Below are 15084 nucleotides of genomic sequence, written 5' to 3' on the forward strand. Positions count from 1 at the left end.
GAGAAGGCGTGAGTTCCGTACCTGTGCCGAATCAGCGTGTCTTGTCTGGCATGCGACCGACAGGCCGCATGCATCTGGGGCACTACCATGGTGTGGTCAAGAACTGGGTGGATCTTCAGCACACCCATGAGTGTTTTTTCTTCGTGGCGGATTGGCATGCGTTGACCACGCATTACGAAGACCTGACCCGCCTGGAGGAGAACACGCGGGAAATGGTCATCGATTGGCTGGCGGCGGGCATCAACCCCGGCTCGGCGACCATGTTCGTGCAGTCTTGGGTGCCCGAACACGCAGAACTGCATCTGCTGTTATCCATGATTACGCCGTTGGGCTGGCTCGAACGTGTCCCCAGTTTCAAGGACCAGCAGGAACAACTTAAGGACCGTGATCTAGCCACCTATGGCTTTCTCGGCTATCCGCTGCTGCAGAGCGCCGACATCCTGATCTACAAGGCCGGCATGGTGCCGGTTGGTGAGGATCAGGTGCCGCATCTCGAGATCACACGCGAAATTGCGCGCCGCTTCAATCACCTCTATGGACGCGAGCCGGATTTTGCAGAGCGCGCCGAGCAGGCCATCGCCAAGATGGGTAAGAAGAATGCGCGGCTGTATCGCGATTTGCGCCGACGCTATCAGGAGCAAGGCGAAGCGGAAGCCATCGAAGTGGCGCGCGCGCTGTTGGAGTCGCAGCAGAATCTATCGATCGGTGATCGCGAGCGGTTGTTCGGTTATCTTGAGGGTTCAGGACGCATCATTCTGCCCGAGCCACAAGCGCTACTGACGCGTGCCTCCAAGCTGCCGGGCTTGGACGGACGCAAGATGTCCAAGTCCTACCACAACACCATCGCTTTGCGTGATGCCCCTGCAGACGTCGAAAAAAACATCCGCACCATGCCGACGGACCCGGCGCGGGTGCGCCGCACGGATCCCGGCGAGCCAGAAAAATGCCCGGTATGGCAGTTTCACCAAGTGTATTCAGGGCAGGATGTGCTGGACTGGGTGCAGACCGGATGCCGTAGCGCCGGTATTGGCTGTCTGGATTGCAAGCAACCGGTCATCGATGCGGTGCTGGCGGAGCTGCGCCCGATCCAGGAGCGCGCGCGCGAGTACGAAGCCGACCCTACACTGGTACAGAACGTGCTGAATGAGGGGACTGAAACCGCGCGCGATGTGGCGGGCGAGACCATGAGCGAGGTCCGCCGCGCCATGGGGCTGGCATACCGCTGAGCGTGTTCCGCGTGACGGCACTCCACTTTCGATCGGATGCCTGCTTGTGAGCGAAGACACCCTCATAAGTAGCGAACACGCCACGGGTCACGCTCAGTCAGAACTGCCGTTTGCCTTGGTCTGGGGCGAACCACTGTCGAATCCGCCGCAGGATCTATACATTCCCCCCGACGCACTTGAGGTCTTTCTTGAGGCCTTCGAAGGCCCCCTGGACCTGCTGCTGTACCTGATCAAACGCCAGAACCTCAACATACTCGATATCCCCATCGCCGAGGTGACGCGTCAGTATGTGGACTATATCGCCCTGATGCAGAATCTGCGGCTGGAACTTGCCGCCGAGTATCTGGTGATGGCCGCAGTATTGGCGGAAATCAAATCGCGCATGCTGTTGCCGAGACCCGCCGAGGTCGAGGCCGATGAGGCCGATCCGCGTGCCGAGCTGGTCCGCCGTTTGCAGGAATACGAGCGCATCAGGCGCGCAGCTGAAGACATCGATGCGTTGCCACGCATGGATCGTGACTGGATTGCCGTCAACGTGGCGCCGCCTCCACGAGAGATTGCGCGACCTGAACCCGAGGTCGATTTACGCGAAATTCTTCATGCACTGCGTGAAGTGATGGGGCGTGCACAGATGTTCACCCACCATCATATCCAACGTGAGCCCTTGTCCATTCGCGAACGTATGTCGCGCGTGTTGGAACGCCTGGGCGATGATTTCATCGAATTCACCGGTTTTTTCTCCCCGGAAGAAGGACGCCGCGGCGTGGTGGTCACCCTGTTGGCCCTGTTGGAACTGCTTAAAGAACACCTGATCGAGCTGGTTCAGAACGAGCCCTTCACGCCGATTTATGTCAAACGCGCGGATCGTTGAGGTCATTCTGTGAGTGAAATACCGATCATTCGGCAAGTCATCGAGGCTGCACTGCTGAGCGCTACGCAACCGCTGAGTCTCGAACGCCTGGAGCGTTTGTTCGAAGGTGAGGAGCCGGCGCTGGATCGCCAGGCGATTCGTCAGGCCTTGGGCGAACTCGCGGATGATTGCGATTCTCGCTGCTACGAGCTGAGCGAAGTGGCCAGTGGCTACCGGCTGCAGATCAAGAGCGAATTGGCGCCCTGGATCCATCGTTTATGGGAAGAACGGCCGCCGCGTTATTCTCGGGCTACCCTTGAGACACTGGCCTTGATCGCTTATCGACAGCCGATCACTCGCGGTGAGATTGAATCCGTACGCGGGGTCAGTGTGAGCAGCCATATTATCAAAGGGCTGCAGGAGCGGGATTGGGTCCGTGTCGTCGGCCATCGCGAGGTGCCGGGGCGGCCAGCACTGTACGCGACCACACGCGGGTTTCTGGATTATTTCGGGCTCAAATCCCTGGATGAACTGCCGCCGTTGGCCGAATTTATGGATATCGAAGGCCTGCATCCTCAGTTAGATCTGGGCGACCCGGAGGCGATAGGCGCCGAAGCCGAAGCCGAAGCCGAAGCCGAAGCCGAAGCCGAAGCCGAAGCCGAAGCCGAAGCCGAAGCCGAAGCCGAAGCCGAAGCCGAAGCCGAAGCCGAAGCCGAAGCCGAAGCCGAAGCCGAAGCCGAAGCCGAAGCCAAACCGCAGGACGGCGGAGCCTAGACATGTCGCTGGCGTTGCGTTATTCGCTGTTCGCCGCCTTGGCGACGCTTGCGAACCTACTAACCCAGGATGTCACGCTGCTCCTGTTTGAGCACCAAGTTTATGCCTTGTATGTGGCGATGGCGACCGGCACGCTGGTCGGTCTGTATGCGAAGTACGTGCTCGACAAGCGCTATATCTTTGCTTACCGCACGCGCGATGCCGCGCACGATGTACGTACTTTCATGCTGTACGCGACGACTGGTGCGTTCACGACGCTGATTTTCTGGGCCTGCGAGCTCGGTTTCTATCACGCCTTCGGCACACATGCCTGGCGCACTGCGGGCGCAGTGATCGGCTTATCCATCGGTTATTGGCTGAAATACCGGCTTGATCGTCGGTTTGCCTTCGCGACCGCCGCCGATACCGCCACGGGTTGAACTGGGTATCGCTCAGCGTTCAAGCAGGCGGGGCATCAGCATAACCAGATTGCAAGGCCGGGTACGGTGATCGAGTTGAGCCTCGATCAGGCGATCCCATCCTGTGCGGCAGGCGCCGGAGGACCCAGGCAAGCAGAAGATGTAGGTTGCATTCGCTACGCCGGCGATCGCCCGAGACTGGATACTGGATGTCTTGATTTCCTCGTAGGACAGCGAGCGGAACAGTTCGCCAAACCCCTCGATTTCCTTGTCCAATAAGGGGCTGATTGCCTCAGGGGTGCCGTCGCGCCCGGTGACGCCGGTGCCGCCGGTCGAGATCACGGCATGAATTTTCGGGGAGGCTATCCATTGCGACAGCGTCGCTCTGATTTGATAGATGTCATCCTTGACGATACATCGCTCAGCGATGTGATGACCTGCCTTTGTGATGCGCTCCATGAGGACTTGACCGGAGGTGTCGTCAGCCTCGGTGCGGCTGTCGGAGATGGTCAGTACGGCGATGTTCAGAGGGATGAATTCGGCTGCTTGGGTCACGATGGGCTCCCGTAGTTGGTGCGATCGACAAAACGGGCCGCCAACGGCCTGTCGTCGGGTACAATGTCGGCATGAACGATAGTGTACCTCCAGAAAGATTGCAGAAGCTGCTGGCCCGGGCCGGATTAGGGTCTCGCCGCGAAATTGAAACCTGGATCGCGGCCGGAGAGATCACGGTCAATGGCGAGGTTGCGACTCTGGGCACCCGTGCCACAGCGAGCGATCGCGTCACACGTCAAGGCCGTCCGCTGTCGTTGTCACGCCGTATCGCGCAGGAACCGCAAACCATCGTCTACTTCAAGCCGGAAGGTGAAGTCAGCACGCGTAGCGACCCGGAGGGGCGACCGAGTGTTTACGCCAATCTGCCACGTGGCCGCTGGGTAGGCGTAGGTCGTCTCGACATCAATACTTCCGGCCTGTTGCTGTTCACCAACGACGGCGAGTTGGCACACAAACTGATGCATCCATCCAGCGGCATCGAGCGCGAATACGCTGTACGCATACGGGGTGAGGCGAGCGAGGAACAGCTTACCCGCCTGCGCACGGGTATCGAACTCGATGATGGCCCGGCAGGCTTCGACGATGTGATCGACGCCGGTGGCAGCGGTGGATCGAATCACTGGTTCCATGTGGTGCTCAAGGAAGGGCGCAAACGCGAGGTGAGACGGCTTTGGGAGGCCGTTGGTTTGGTCGTCAGCCGTTTGATCCGTGTGCGTTACGGGCCGATTCAGCTCGGAAGAGTGCTACGTGCCGGCCGTTGGCGGGCGCTTGATGAGAACGAGCTGCGCGAGCTTTACAAAGCGGCAGGCGTCAACCCGCCGTTCCCAACCCGCCCTCCCAAACGGACGCGACCCTCCCGGCGTCGGTGACGCAAGTTGGAACGGTTGGTTCTGGAGCGTACTCGGGCCGAGGCGGTTTTCACGCGTCTACTGGATACCCACGGCCCGCAACATTGGTGGCCCGCCGATACGCCCTTTGAAATGATGGTCGGTGCGGTCCTGACCCAAAACACCCGCTGGCAAAACGTCGAAAGAGCGTTGGAACGGCTGCGCACCGCAGAAATGCTCAATGTACATATCATGGCAGCGCTTCCCCTGGACGTGCTTGCTGAGTATCTGCGCCCGGTGGGTTACTACAACCTCAAGGCTCGGCGTTTGTCCGCCTTTACCAATTGGTATCACGATAGCGGTGGTTTCGAGACACTGAGCGGTCTCGAAACGGGATGTCTGCGTGAGGCACTGCTCAATGTAAGCGGGATTGGACCTGAAACTGCCGACGATATCCTGCTGTACGCCTTCTATCGACCGGTATTCGTGATTGACGCCTATACACGTCGTCTGTTCGGCCGCTTGGGGCTGTTGCCAGCGGCGGCTGCTTACGAACAACTGCGTGCTGCCTTCGAGGCGAATCTGTCTCCGGATGCCGGACGGTATGGCGAATATCACGCACTAATCGTGGCACATGCCAAGCATGTATGCCGCCCGCGACCGGATTGCTCGACATGTTGCTTGCGTGGGGAATGCCGCTTGGGTCGAGGCTGAATGCATCATCGCGCGGTGTCTATACTTGGGTGAAGAAGATGTCCGCGATCCCTCCCGGATTCGCGGGAGGGGGGGATGCGAATCATTTGTTGTTTCTTGTTGGCGCTGTTCGGACTGGGTGTCACCGGCGTACAGGCAAGGGTAGAGGGTGAGCTGGCGCCGGGTCTGGTCAATCCAGGCGCCCATGAACACCCGCCTTGGTTTAAGCAGTCCTTTCTCGACATGCGTGAGGATGTCGCCGAGGCATCGGCGCAAGGCAAACGCGTCATGCTCTACTTTTATCAGGACGGATGCCCCTACTGCGCCAAATTGCTACGCGATAATTTCGCGCAGTCGCGCATTGCCGATGCGACGCGCCGTTACTTCGATGTCATCGCGATCAACCTGTGGGGTGATCGCGAGGTAACCGATTTCGATGGTCAGCACACCACGGAAAAGCGTTTTGCCCGCGCACTCAAGGTCATGTTTACCCCCACGGTGCTGTTGCTCGACACGGATGGCAAGGTTGCGCTGCGTATCAACGGTTATTTCCCGCCGCATCGTTTTCTCGCAGCGATAAGCTATGTAGGGGAAGGGTTGGATGCGAAGGAAAGCTTCCGTGAATACCTTGCCCGTACCTTGCCTGAACCCGCCAGTGGGCGGCTGCATACGGTGCCCGGCGCACTGAAGGCGCCCTATCAGTTACAGGCTGCACTCAAGGCGGATTCCAGACCGTTGATGGTGCTTTTCGAGCAGCAGGAGTGTCGCGACTGTGACGAGCTGCACGAGGTTGTTTTCAGGCGTGCGGAGACGCAGCATTTACTCAAAGACTTTCAGATCGTGGTGCTCGATATGTGGGCACCCACGCCGTTGACCACGCCGGCAGGCAAGGCGAGCACTGCGGCGGATTGGGCCAATGCCTTGGGTATCGACTACGCGCCCAGCATGGTGTTTTTCGACCGAGCGGGACAGCGAGTGTTTTCCACGGGTGGGTACCTGCGTGCGTTTCATGTGCAGTCGGTGCTCGATTATGTCGCATCGGGCGCGTATCGGACGCAACCGGAATTCCAGCGTTATATCGAATCGCGTGCCGATGCCCTGCGGGCACGCGGTATCAAGGTGGATATCTGGCGCTAGCGGATCGGTAGGAGGAGACATGAAAACCATGACGTGCAGACAGCTTGGCGGGGCATGCGATCAGGTGTTTCGCGCGGCCTCATTCGAGGAGGTGGCAGCATTGAGCAAGCGGCACGGGATGGAGATGTTTCGCCGACACGACGAAGCTCACCTCAAGGCGATGCAGCAGATGCGGGCACTCTTGCAGCAGCCCGAAGCGATGGGAAGGTGGCTTGAAGACATGAAAAAGGCCTTCGAGGCACTGCCCGAGGACTCGCGCGGTACGTGACAGCTCGGATGTGTTCCGGGTCTTGTCAATCGTTACGATTCGCGTCTTCGCGTCTTCAGCGAGTTCAGCGAATCCCACCCACCCTGTCTTATTGCCTTCCGGGCTGACATTCGATGTCGGTTCCGGAGACGCCTTGGCTGTCGGGCCCGAGAAAATACAGATAGGGGGCGATGACGAGCTCTGGCTGGGGATGGGCATCAGGCGGTTCGCCGGGATAATGCGCACGTCGCTCACGGGTCGCTACCGGCCCGGTATCGACGCCATTGACGCGGATGGGATGATTGCTATCGCCGTCGTATTCAGCAGCCAGGATGTCGAGCATCCCCTTTTGCCCGGCCTTGGCAATGCCGTAGGCACCCCAGTAGGCACGTTGACAGTGATGCGTGGAAAACACGATGGCCGGGTCATCCGCGCGTTCGAGCAGCGGTAGGCAGACGCGGGTAAGCAGGAAGGGTGCGTGCAGATTGACGGTCATCACCCTCAACCATAATTCGACGTCGTAGTGCTTGAAGGGCGTCAGCGCACCGACCCAACCGGCGTTGTTGACCAGGCCGTGCAGTTGGCCGAATTCGCCTTCGATGTTGTCCATCAAGTCGGCATAATCCTTGGCCGTGGCACCCTCCAGGTTCATCGGGTAAATGGCGGGCTGCGGTCCACCGGTTGCTTCGATGGCGTCGTACACGGCTTCGAGCTTCTTGACCGTTTTGCCAAGCAGGATAACGGTTGCGCCTAGTTGCGCACAGGCGAGCGAGAGGGCCTTGCCGATGCCGTCTCCTGCGCCGGTGATGAGGATGATCCGCCCGCCGAGCAGCGCGGGGCGGGGTGTGTATTGCCTGATCGCAGACTCGTCCAGGGGCATTAATGCAAACTCCTTATTATTTGTGTGGAACATTCTAACCCACTACGCACGGCACCTTCGAGTGTGGCTGGCAATCCAGTGGCGGTGTAATCGCCGGCCAGCCAGAGTCCGTTTAGGAGGGTTGCGGTCTTCGGTCTGAGGGATTCATTTGCCGGTGTGGCGAGGAAGGTTGCCGACTGTTCGCGGATGATCTGAATGTCGCTTGGCGAACCCCAGTGCGGAAAATGTCGTTGGATGTCTCTTGTGATATGGGTCGCAAGCGTCCCCCGGTCGAGCGAGGTTGCCGCTCCAGGGCCACTCAAGACGGCAGCCAGTACACCGGGTTCGTGCGCAATACTTCGGTCGAAGAGCCACGCGCCAGTGCCGTCGAGCAGGGCCTGCATGGGTGGCTCCAACCGCATCTTCGGCTCGTACTTCAGATAGGCCGTGACGATGGGCGATCTATCCAGCGCGCGGAGATCGCTCGCCGTCTGCCTTGTTTCGTTGTGATCGTCGAGCAAGCGCGCAGCTGCTGCGGGTGCTACGGCCAATATGACCTGCGCGGCGTCGATGCGCTGACCATCGCGTAGCCGAACACCCTGTATACGTCCAGCTGTGGCGGTTAATGCCGTGACGCGGGTATTGAATCGAACATCCGCGCCGAGTTGTTCGAGCCGGCGGAGCGCAGGTTCTGGAAATAGCGCGCCAAGCGGACATTTCGGGATCAACAAGCGTGAGGTGGCGGGTGTCGCAAAGGCCTCGCGCAGCGTACGTTGCAGTATTCGCGCCGAGGCAATTTCGGCGGGGAGGTTGAGGGCGGCGAGGCATAAGGGTCCCCAGAGGTGTTCGATGAGCGTTGGCGATTGACCGCGATCGAGCAGCCACTCATAGGCGGTGATATCCGGCCGCGGCTCGGCCGATAACAGACGACCCGCGCCAAGCAGAATTACCCTTTGATGCCAGTCGAGACCCGCTGCGCCGATCAACCCTTGCAGCAGATGTAGTTTGCCTGGTAACCCTCCGCCTCGGATCCGAATGGCGGGCCGGGGGGGCGTGGGGCGGAGCATCAGGTCGAGAGGACTATCGTGAAAAACCTCAGTGCGTCGTATACCCAGTTTTTCGATTAGCCCGAGGGTTTTGTGGTAGGCACCGATCAGAAGGTGTTGTCCATTGTCGCGTAGTGGTTGGCCTGGCAGGTTGCGGGCCCGACCACCGGCATGGCCTGCAGCCTCGATGAGAGTGACCGGCGATCCGGCCTCGCTCAGTGCCAGGGCGGCACTCAGACCTGCCCAGCCGGCACCGACTATGATAGTGCGCTTCACGCCACGGCCGTACCGGGCTGGCGACGGCGCTCGCGACGCGCCATGCGCCATGCGATCCATAGCTTACGCAACGGGGTCAGGCGAATACGATGTTCCAGCACGCGATATCCGTCGCGCTCGATCTCGTCGAGTAGTGTTCGATAAATGGCGGCCATGATCAGGCCGCTGCGCTGAGCCGGGCGGTCTGCCTCCGGCAGGTGTGCAAAGGCGCGCTGATAGTAACCGCGCGCGCGCTCGGCCTGGAAGGCGAATAGATCGCGTATCCGCTCGTCGGTACGTCCATGTCGTAAAGCGTCTGGCTCGACGTTGAAACGTTTCAGCTCGTCGAGTGGTATGTAGATGCGACCGCGATCCGCGTCTTCCCGTACATCGCGCAGGATGTTGGTCAACTGGAAGGCAAGGCCGAGATCGCTGGCGTAGCGCTCCGTACCGTGGTCGGTGTAGCCGAAGATGGCCGCCGCCATGAGACCGACCACGCCGGCGACGCGGTGACAGTAAAGCGAGAGTTCGGTGAAGCTGGGATAGGCATCGTATTCGAGGTCCATTTCCATGCCGGCAATGATCTCGACGAGGTGTGTCTGTGGCAAATCGAAGCTTCGGATGGGCTCGGCGAGCGCGCGGGTGACGGGGTGGCCGGGGTTGCCTGCGTAGAGGCGATCGAGTTCTTCGCGCCACCAGCTTAGCTTGGTGCGGGCGATCTCGGGTGACAGCCCATGATCCACGATGTCGTCGACCTCGCGGCAGAAGGCATAGAGGGCGGTGATGGCCCGTCTACGTTCCTCGCCTAGGAAGAGGAAGCTGTAATAAAAGCTGGAACCACTGCGCGCGGCTTTTTGTCGACAGTATTCGTCAGGGGTCATGATGATGTCTGGATTCGCCCGTTGGCCATGCTAACACAGGGCGAGAGTGGTTCAGTGTCGTCTTGATGGTAGGCAGGCGCCACGGACAATCGCCAGGCGGTCTTTCAAGGTCAGGCGCGGGCGCGAGAAGAGGTCACCGCGCTGGTGTTGCAGGCGATGGAGTATACGCGCACCGCCGACGACGATTGCACGCAATTCCAGACCCATGCGGCCGCGAAGCCGTCCGCCGAGCGGCGCCCCCGCACGCAGCAGGCGATCGGCGCGCTGATATTGGTGATGCATCAGTTGATGCAATGCCGGGGTACTGTGTCGTGCGGCGATGTCGCTCTCACTGACATGAAAGTGGGCCATTTCGTCCTGAGGCAGGTAGATGCGGCCGCGTTCGGTATAGTCGCTGTGTAAATCCTGGTAGAAATTGATCAGTTGCAGAGCGGTGCAGATGGCGTCTGATTCCGCTAGATTGTCAGGCGTAGCCTGATCGTTCAGGTGTAGCAGCAGGCGACCTACCGGGTTCGCCGAGTGGCGGCAATAGGCCATCACCTCGCCGAAGTCACGATAGCGCGTTTGTTGCACGTCCTGACGAAAGGCGTATAGGAGATCATGAAACAGATCGATGGGTAGCCGATGACGTTGGATGGCGTCGCCGAGGGCAATGTAGACCGGGTCGTCGTCGAGCCGGCCGCCGGATGCTGCCTTCGACAGGGCCGCCGCAACGTGATCCAGACACGCGAGGCGGGTGCTGGCGTCGTCAGTACCTTCGTCGGCGATATCGTCGGCGCGTCGCGCGAAGGCATAGATGGCTGCGACGGGGCGGCGTAATCTAGCCGGTAGCAACCATGAGGCGACAGGGAAGTTTTCGTAATGTCGCGAGGCGATGGCCAGGCAGTCGCGGTAAGCCTGTTCGGTTTCGGGTGGCAGCGGAAGCGAGGTCATAATCAATGTGGCTGGGTCGGTCCGGATCAGCATACCCTGTTGGGATGTCCCCGGGAATCGATCTATCAACGATTGGGAGAATGCGGGATGGCTGATCATGAACAGCGTGTGGTGCACAGGGTACGCTTTATTGCCCGGGCCACGCTGAAGACGACCGGGCAGGCGGTCGATGTGCAGATGTTGGACATCTCGCTCAAGGGCGCCTTGATCGATCTGCCTGCCGGCGCCGACGTACCGCCGCTCGAAAGTCGGGTGGTACTTGATCTTTCGCTGGGTGGCGATGTCGAGCTGGTGGCGACTGGCCGGGTGGTGCGTCTCTCGGGGCCAAACCACCTGGGTCTGCTCTGGGAGAGTATGGATGTAGACACGGCCACGCACCTGCATCGCCTACTGGTCCTGAACTTGGGGGGGAGGCGATGTTCGAGGCGGATCTTGACGCGATGCTTGCCGCACAGGTGGATCGATAGACCCTTGGATGGATCGCCTCTGCGGTTCAGTCCGTTATGGCGAGAGTTCGGGGAGCGATGTATCCAGCCAGTCGAGTAGGTCTTGCGGGCGGGACAGCGACCCATCCGCGCCCCAATCGTTCGGGCACTGACTGGCATCAATGTAACCCCAGCCCGCGATCAAGGTCTGCATGCCGGCGGCCCGCCCGGCTGTGATGTCGCGCTCGGCATCGCCGAGATAACAGAAATTGTCCGGGTCCAGTTTGCAGCACTCTGCGGCATATAGCAGCGGTGCGGGATGTGGCTTTCGCTGGGGCAGTTGATCGCCACTGACCAAGCAGGCGATACGCGATTGTAGGCCGAGTGCACCGATCAATGGTGTACTTAGAAAGCCGGGTTTGTTGGTGACGATGCCCCAGACGAGTCCGCGTGCCTCGATGGCGTCGATGAGCTCGGGCATGCCTGGGAAGAGACGAGTCTCGAGCGCGAGGCTGGCGGCGTATATTTCTAGAAACCGTGCGCGTAGCGCCTCGAAGCGATCTTCCGGCAAGTGTGTGCCGAAACCGATACGCACCATTGCGGTACTGCCGTGCGAGACGTGGTCGCGTATCTCGGCAAAGGGCAGTGCGGGCAGCGCATTTTCGCGCCTGAGTGTATTGAGGGCTGCGGCCATGTCTGGCGCGGTATCCGCCAGCGTGCCGTCGAGATCGAACAGGATACCCCGAATGGACGGCGAGTTATTGGCTAACGGCATGGACGAGGTAATTTACCGAGACGTCGCCCGAGAGCGCGTAGGTCTGGGTCAATGGATTGAAGTGCATGCCTGCGATATCAGCCAGTGTCATGCCAGCCTGTCGGATCGCGCCGTCAAGTTCCGAGGGGCGAATGAAGCGTTGATATTCATGGGTGCCGCGCGGTAGCAACTTCAGTAGATATTCAGCCCCGACAATGGCGAACAGAAACGATTTCGGGTTGCGGTTGAGTGTGGAAAAGAAAACATGACCTTCCGGCTTGACCAGTGCGGCGCAGGCGCGCACCACTGATTCCGGGTCGGGCACGTGTTCGAGCATTTCCATACAGGTCACCACGTCGTAACGGCCGGGTTCCTGTGCGGCGAGTGCCTCCACCGTGATCTGTCGATAGTCGACGCTGACGCCGGTTTCCAGCCCATGCAGGCGCGCGACCGACAGCGGGGATTCACCCATGTCGATACCGGTGACATTGGCGCCGCATGCGGCCATCGACTCAGACAGGATGCCACCGCCGCAGCCTACGTCGAGTACGGATTTGCCGGCCAGTGTACCGGCATGCGATTCGATGAAGGCCAGACGCAGAGGATTGATTTCGTGCAGCGGGCGGAACTCGCCGTCGGTATCCCACCAGCGGTGGGCCAGCTCCTCGAATTTACCAATTTCGCGAGGATCGACGTTGCTGTGTACTTCGCTCATGAGGCGCCGTTCGGTATGCGTGTCCGGTGCAGTTTAGCATCGCCCGCCTCTCGGCGGCATGCGTGCGGGGCAAACGGGCAGTTTATAGTGTGGCGCCGCCCCGGTTTTCGCCGGCGGCCAAACGACCGGGAGGAACGGCGATGTCTCAAGCCATACGTATTCATCGGCACGGTGGTCCGGAAGTCATGCGTCTGGAAACGCTCGAAATAGGCAAGCCGGGAGAGGGTGAGGTTTTGCTCAGGCAGCGTGCAATCGGTCTCAATTACATCGATATCTACCACCGTACAGGCCTGTACCCCGTCGCGCTGCCCGCCGTGCCAGGCATGGAGGGCGCTGCCTGCGTCGAGGCCGTCGGGCGCGGTGTGGTCGATCTGCAGGTAGGCGATCGAGTGGCCTACGCCGGTGGCCCGATTGGTGCCTATGCGCAAATGCGGGTGATGCCTGTCGATCGTCTGGTCAAGTTGCCGGAAGGTATCGATGACTGTACGGCGGCGTCGATGATGCTCCAGGGGATGACGGTGCAATACCTGATACGACAGGCTTATCGGGTGTCGCCTAGCGAAACGGTGCTTTGGCATGCTGCCGCCGGCGGGGTCGGTTTGATCGCCTGTCAGTGGCTGCGGTCGCTGGGCGTGACGGTTATTGGCACGGTAGGTACCGACGAAAAGGCCGCGCTGGCGATGGCGAACGGTTGCTCGCATGTGATCAACTACCGTCGTGAGCATTTCGTCGAGCGCGTACGCGAGCTGACGGACGGGGCCGGGGTGCCGGTGGTGTACGACTCGGTGGGTAAGGATACCTTCGAGGGCTCGCTGGACTGTTTGCAGCGGCGTGGTCTACTGGTCTCCTTCGGCAATGCCTCTGGCGCGGTGCTGCCCTTTAGCCTCGGTGTGTTGGCGCAAAAAGGTTCCTTGTATGTCACGCGCCCCAATCTTGCCGGATATACCGCGACGCGTGACGAGCTTCTGAGCTGTGCCGGCGAATTGTTCGAACAGGTGCTGTCGGGGGCGGTGAAGATCACGACGAACCATATCTATCCACTGGCCGAGGCAGCGCAGGCGCATCGGGATTTGGAGGCGCGCAAAACGACGGGTTCCATCGTGCTCCTGCCGTGAACGTTGCCCGCAGCGAGTTTGATAAACAGGATGCCAGGATATTAGGGGGCTAGGCTTGTTGTGGGTCGGCAGCAACGATGCGTGCGGCCCATGCGGCGGCATTTGCCATCACCTCGTCGATATCGATCTGCGTCAACTCGCCCTCGACGAGTTTTGCCTGTCCGGCAATCCAGACATGGCTGACGGCCTCGCGGCCAGCTGCATAGACTAAGTGGGAAACTGGCTCATAAACGGGTTGGGTTTCGATGCGTCCGAGATCGACCGCCACCAGGTCGGCGGCCTTGCCGACTTCGATCGATCCAATCTCGTCGCCGAGCCCGAGCGCTCTGGCGCCGGCCAGGGTGGCCATTTTCAGGGCGCTGTGCGCGGGCACCGCGTCTGCGCGCCCAGCTACTCCCTTGGCGAGCAGGGCGGCTGTGCGCATTTCGTCCCAGAGATCCAGGTCGTTATTGCTCGCCGCGCCGTCGGTGCCCAGCGCCACGTTGACGCCTGCCTCGATCAGTTGGGCGACCGGGCAAAAGCCGCTGGCGAGTTTGAGGTTCGACTGCGGGCAGTGCACCACACTGGCGCCGCGCGCGGCGAGTAAGGCGATTTCGTGGTCCTCGAGCTGGGTCATGTGCACCGCGACGAGGTTGGGGCCGAGCAAGCCGAGGCCGTCGAGCCGGGCAAGCGGCCGCAGTCCGTGCTTGGCAACGTGCTCGTCGACTTCGTGGCGGGTTTCGTGGACGTGGATATGTACCGGTCGGTCGAGTTCGTCGGCGAGATTGCGGATGCGCGCAAGTGGGGCGTCGGAGACGGTGTAGGGTGCGTGCGGGGCGAAGCAAGTGCTGATCAGGCCCTCGCCCTTGTGGGCGTCGAGCACCTCTTCGAGCCCGCGTGCAATGTATTCGTCGGCGTTGCGCGCCCAGGCCGAAGGGAAGTCGACGACGATCATGCCGATGCTGGCGCGCATACCGAGGGTCGTGGCGACGCGGGCGGTGACTTCTGGAAAGAAGTACATGTCATTGAAGCAAGTGGTGCCGCCGCGCAGCATCTCGGCGATGGCCAGCCGCGTGCCATCGCGCACGAATTCGGCACCGACCCAGCGCGCCTCCGTTGGCCAGATATGTGCCTGCAACCAGGTCATCAGCGGTAGATCGTCGGCGAGCCCGCGCATCAGGCTCATCGCGGCGTGGGTGTGCGCGTTTACCAAACCGGGGATCAGGGCGTGACGCGGAAGGTCCTGGCGTTCGGCGGAGGGATATTTCTGGAGCGCCTCGGATGTGGGTAGAATATCCACGATACGGCGTCCGCGCACCGCAACGGCGTGATTTTCTAGCACAACGGCGTCGGGCTCCACTGGGATGACCCAGCGCGCGCTGATCAATAGGTCGATTTCGTTCATGCGGGCGACA

General features: G+C 60.7%; 18 protein-coding genes. 10 read left to right on the top strand and 8 right to left on the bottom strand.

Annotation, left to right across the window (positions count from 1 at the left end; all coding sequences use genetic code 11):
• Positions 1–8: 8 nt before the first annotated feature.
• The 4 genes from BI364_RS06265 to BI364_RS06280 are packed head-to-tail and all read left to right on the top strand — an operon-like array spanning position 9 to position 3269.
• Entirely contained in the window at positions 9–1226 is a 1218-nt protein-coding gene (locus tag BI364_RS06265; RefSeq protein ID WP_083251193.1) for a tryptophan--tRNA ligase, read from the top strand.
• Positions 1227–1272: 46 nt separating this feature from the next.
• Positions 1273–2097, top strand: coding sequence for a segregation and condensation protein A (locus BI364_RS06270; RefSeq protein WP_233279588.1), 825 nt, complete (start codon positions 1273–1275; stop codon positions 2095–2097).
• Positions 2098–2106: 9 nt separating this feature from the next.
• Positions 2107–2850, top strand: a complete 744-nt coding sequence (scpB, locus tag BI364_RS06275) for an SMC-Scp complex subunit ScpB (protein WP_070078001.1) — start codon at positions 2107–2109, stop codon at positions 2848–2850.
• 2 nt (positions 2851–2852) lie between these two features.
• Entirely contained in the window at positions 2853–3269 is a 417-nt protein-coding gene (locus tag BI364_RS06280; protein WP_070078002.1) for a GtrA family protein, read from the top strand.
• Between the two features lie 12 nt (positions 3270–3281).
• On the opposite strand, the gene moaB is transcribed toward BI364_RS06280, so the two are convergent.
• Positions 3282–3803 carry a molybdenum cofactor biosynthesis protein B gene (gene moaB / locus BI364_RS06285; RefSeq protein ID WP_197495911.1) on the bottom strand — a complete coding sequence of 174 codons (522 nt, stop codon included), beginning with the start codon at positions 3801–3803 and terminating at the stop codon, positions 3282–3284.
• 71 nt (positions 3804–3874) lie between these two features.
• Between moaB and BI364_RS06290 the strand changes: the two genes are divergently transcribed.
• From BI364_RS06290 to BI364_RS06305, 4 genes are all read left to right on the top strand, one after another.
• On the top strand, positions 3875–4672 hold the full coding sequence (locus BI364_RS06290) for a pseudouridine synthase (protein WP_070078004.1): 798 nt from the start codon (positions 3875–3877) through the stop codon (positions 4670–4672).
• 6 nt (positions 4673–4678) lie between these two features.
• The gene (locus BI364_RS06295; protein ID WP_070078005.1) at positions 4679–5344 is read left to right on the top strand and encodes an endonuclease III domain-containing protein; all 666 of its coding nucleotides are present in this window, start codon (positions 4679–4681) and stop codon (positions 5342–5344) included.
• A 75-nt stretch (positions 5345–5419) separates the two neighbouring features.
• Positions 5420–6460 carry a thioredoxin family protein gene (locus tag BI364_RS06300; RefSeq protein WP_070078006.1) on the top strand — a complete coding sequence of 347 codons (1041 nt, stop codon included), beginning with the start codon at positions 5420–5422 and terminating at the stop codon, positions 6458–6460.
• A 19-nt stretch (positions 6461–6479) separates the two neighbouring features.
• Positions 6480–6728, top strand: a complete 249-nt coding sequence (locus BI364_RS06305) for a DUF1059 domain-containing protein (RefSeq protein ID WP_070078007.1) — start codon at positions 6480–6482, stop codon at positions 6726–6728.
• An 88-nt stretch (positions 6729–6816) separates the two neighbouring features.
• Here BI364_RS06305 and BI364_RS06310 read toward each other — a convergent pair whose 3' ends face one another.
• Genes BI364_RS06310 through hpnC form a run of 4 tightly spaced genes read right to left on the bottom strand, consistent with a single transcriptional unit; the run spans position 6817 to position 10681 of the window.
• Positions 6817–7587, bottom strand: a complete 771-nt coding sequence (locus BI364_RS06310) for an SDR family NAD(P)-dependent oxidoreductase (RefSeq protein ID WP_070078008.1) — start codon at positions 7585–7587, stop codon at positions 6817–6819.
• Positions 7587–8888 carry a hydroxysqualene dehydroxylase HpnE gene (hpnE, locus tag BI364_RS06315; RefSeq protein WP_070079946.1) on the bottom strand — a complete coding sequence of 434 codons (1302 nt, stop codon included), beginning with the start codon at positions 8886–8888 and terminating at the stop codon, positions 7587–7589. The genes BI364_RS06310 and hpnE overlap by 1 nt, the downstream gene beginning before the upstream one ends.
• Complete coding sequence (gene hpnD, locus BI364_RS06320; protein WP_070078009.1) at positions 8885–9748, bottom strand: presqualene diphosphate synthase HpnD; 864 nt, start codon at positions 9746–9748, stop codon at positions 8885–8887. The genes hpnE and hpnD overlap by 4 nt, the downstream gene beginning before the upstream one ends.
• A 51-nt stretch (positions 9749–9799) precedes the next feature.
• A complete protein-coding gene (hpnC, locus tag BI364_RS06325) occupies positions 9800–10681 on the bottom strand; it encodes a squalene synthase HpnC (protein ID WP_070079947.1) in 882 nt (293 codons plus the stop codon).
• Positions 10682–10768: 87 nt separating this feature from the next.
• Between hpnC and BI364_RS19115 the strand changes: the two genes are divergently transcribed.
• Complete coding sequence (locus BI364_RS19115) at positions 10769–11227, top strand: PilZ domain-containing protein (protein ID WP_197495913.1); 459 nt, start codon at positions 10769–10771, stop codon at positions 11225–11227.
• Here the strand turns inward: BI364_RS19115 and BI364_RS06330 are convergent.
• Positions 11183–11881 carry an HAD family hydrolase gene (locus tag BI364_RS06330; RefSeq protein ID WP_070078010.1) on the bottom strand — a complete coding sequence of 233 codons (699 nt, stop codon included), beginning with the start codon at positions 11879–11881 and terminating at the stop codon, positions 11183–11185. The two genes, BI364_RS19115 and BI364_RS06330, sit on opposite strands and share 45 nt — an antisense overlap.
• On the bottom strand, positions 11865–12575 hold the full coding sequence (gene ubiG / locus BI364_RS06335; RefSeq protein WP_070078011.1) for a bifunctional 2-polyprenyl-6-hydroxyphenol methylase/3-demethylubiquinol 3-O-methyltransferase UbiG: 711 nt from the start codon (positions 12573–12575) through the stop codon (positions 11865–11867). The genes BI364_RS06330 and ubiG overlap by 17 nt, the downstream gene beginning before the upstream one ends.
• A gap of 140 nt (positions 12576–12715) precedes the next feature.
• Between ubiG and BI364_RS06340 the strand changes: the two genes are divergently transcribed.
• Positions 12716–13690, top strand: coding sequence for a quinone oxidoreductase family protein (locus BI364_RS06340; RefSeq protein WP_070078012.1), 975 nt, complete (start codon positions 12716–12718; stop codon positions 13688–13690).
• A 49-nt stretch (positions 13691–13739) separates the two neighbouring features.
• Here the strand turns inward: BI364_RS06340 and BI364_RS06345 are convergent, their stop codons facing one another.
• Positions 13740–15074, bottom strand: coding sequence for a TRZ/ATZ family hydrolase (locus tag BI364_RS06345; protein WP_070078013.1), 1335 nt, complete (start codon positions 15072–15074; stop codon positions 13740–13742).
• Positions 15075–15084 lie beyond the last annotated feature (10 nt).

This window comes from Acidihalobacter yilgarnensis, assembly GCF_001753245.1.
GTDB lineage: Bacteria > Pseudomonadota > Gammaproteobacteria > DSM-5130 > Acidihalobacteraceae > Acidihalobacter > Acidihalobacter yilgarnensis.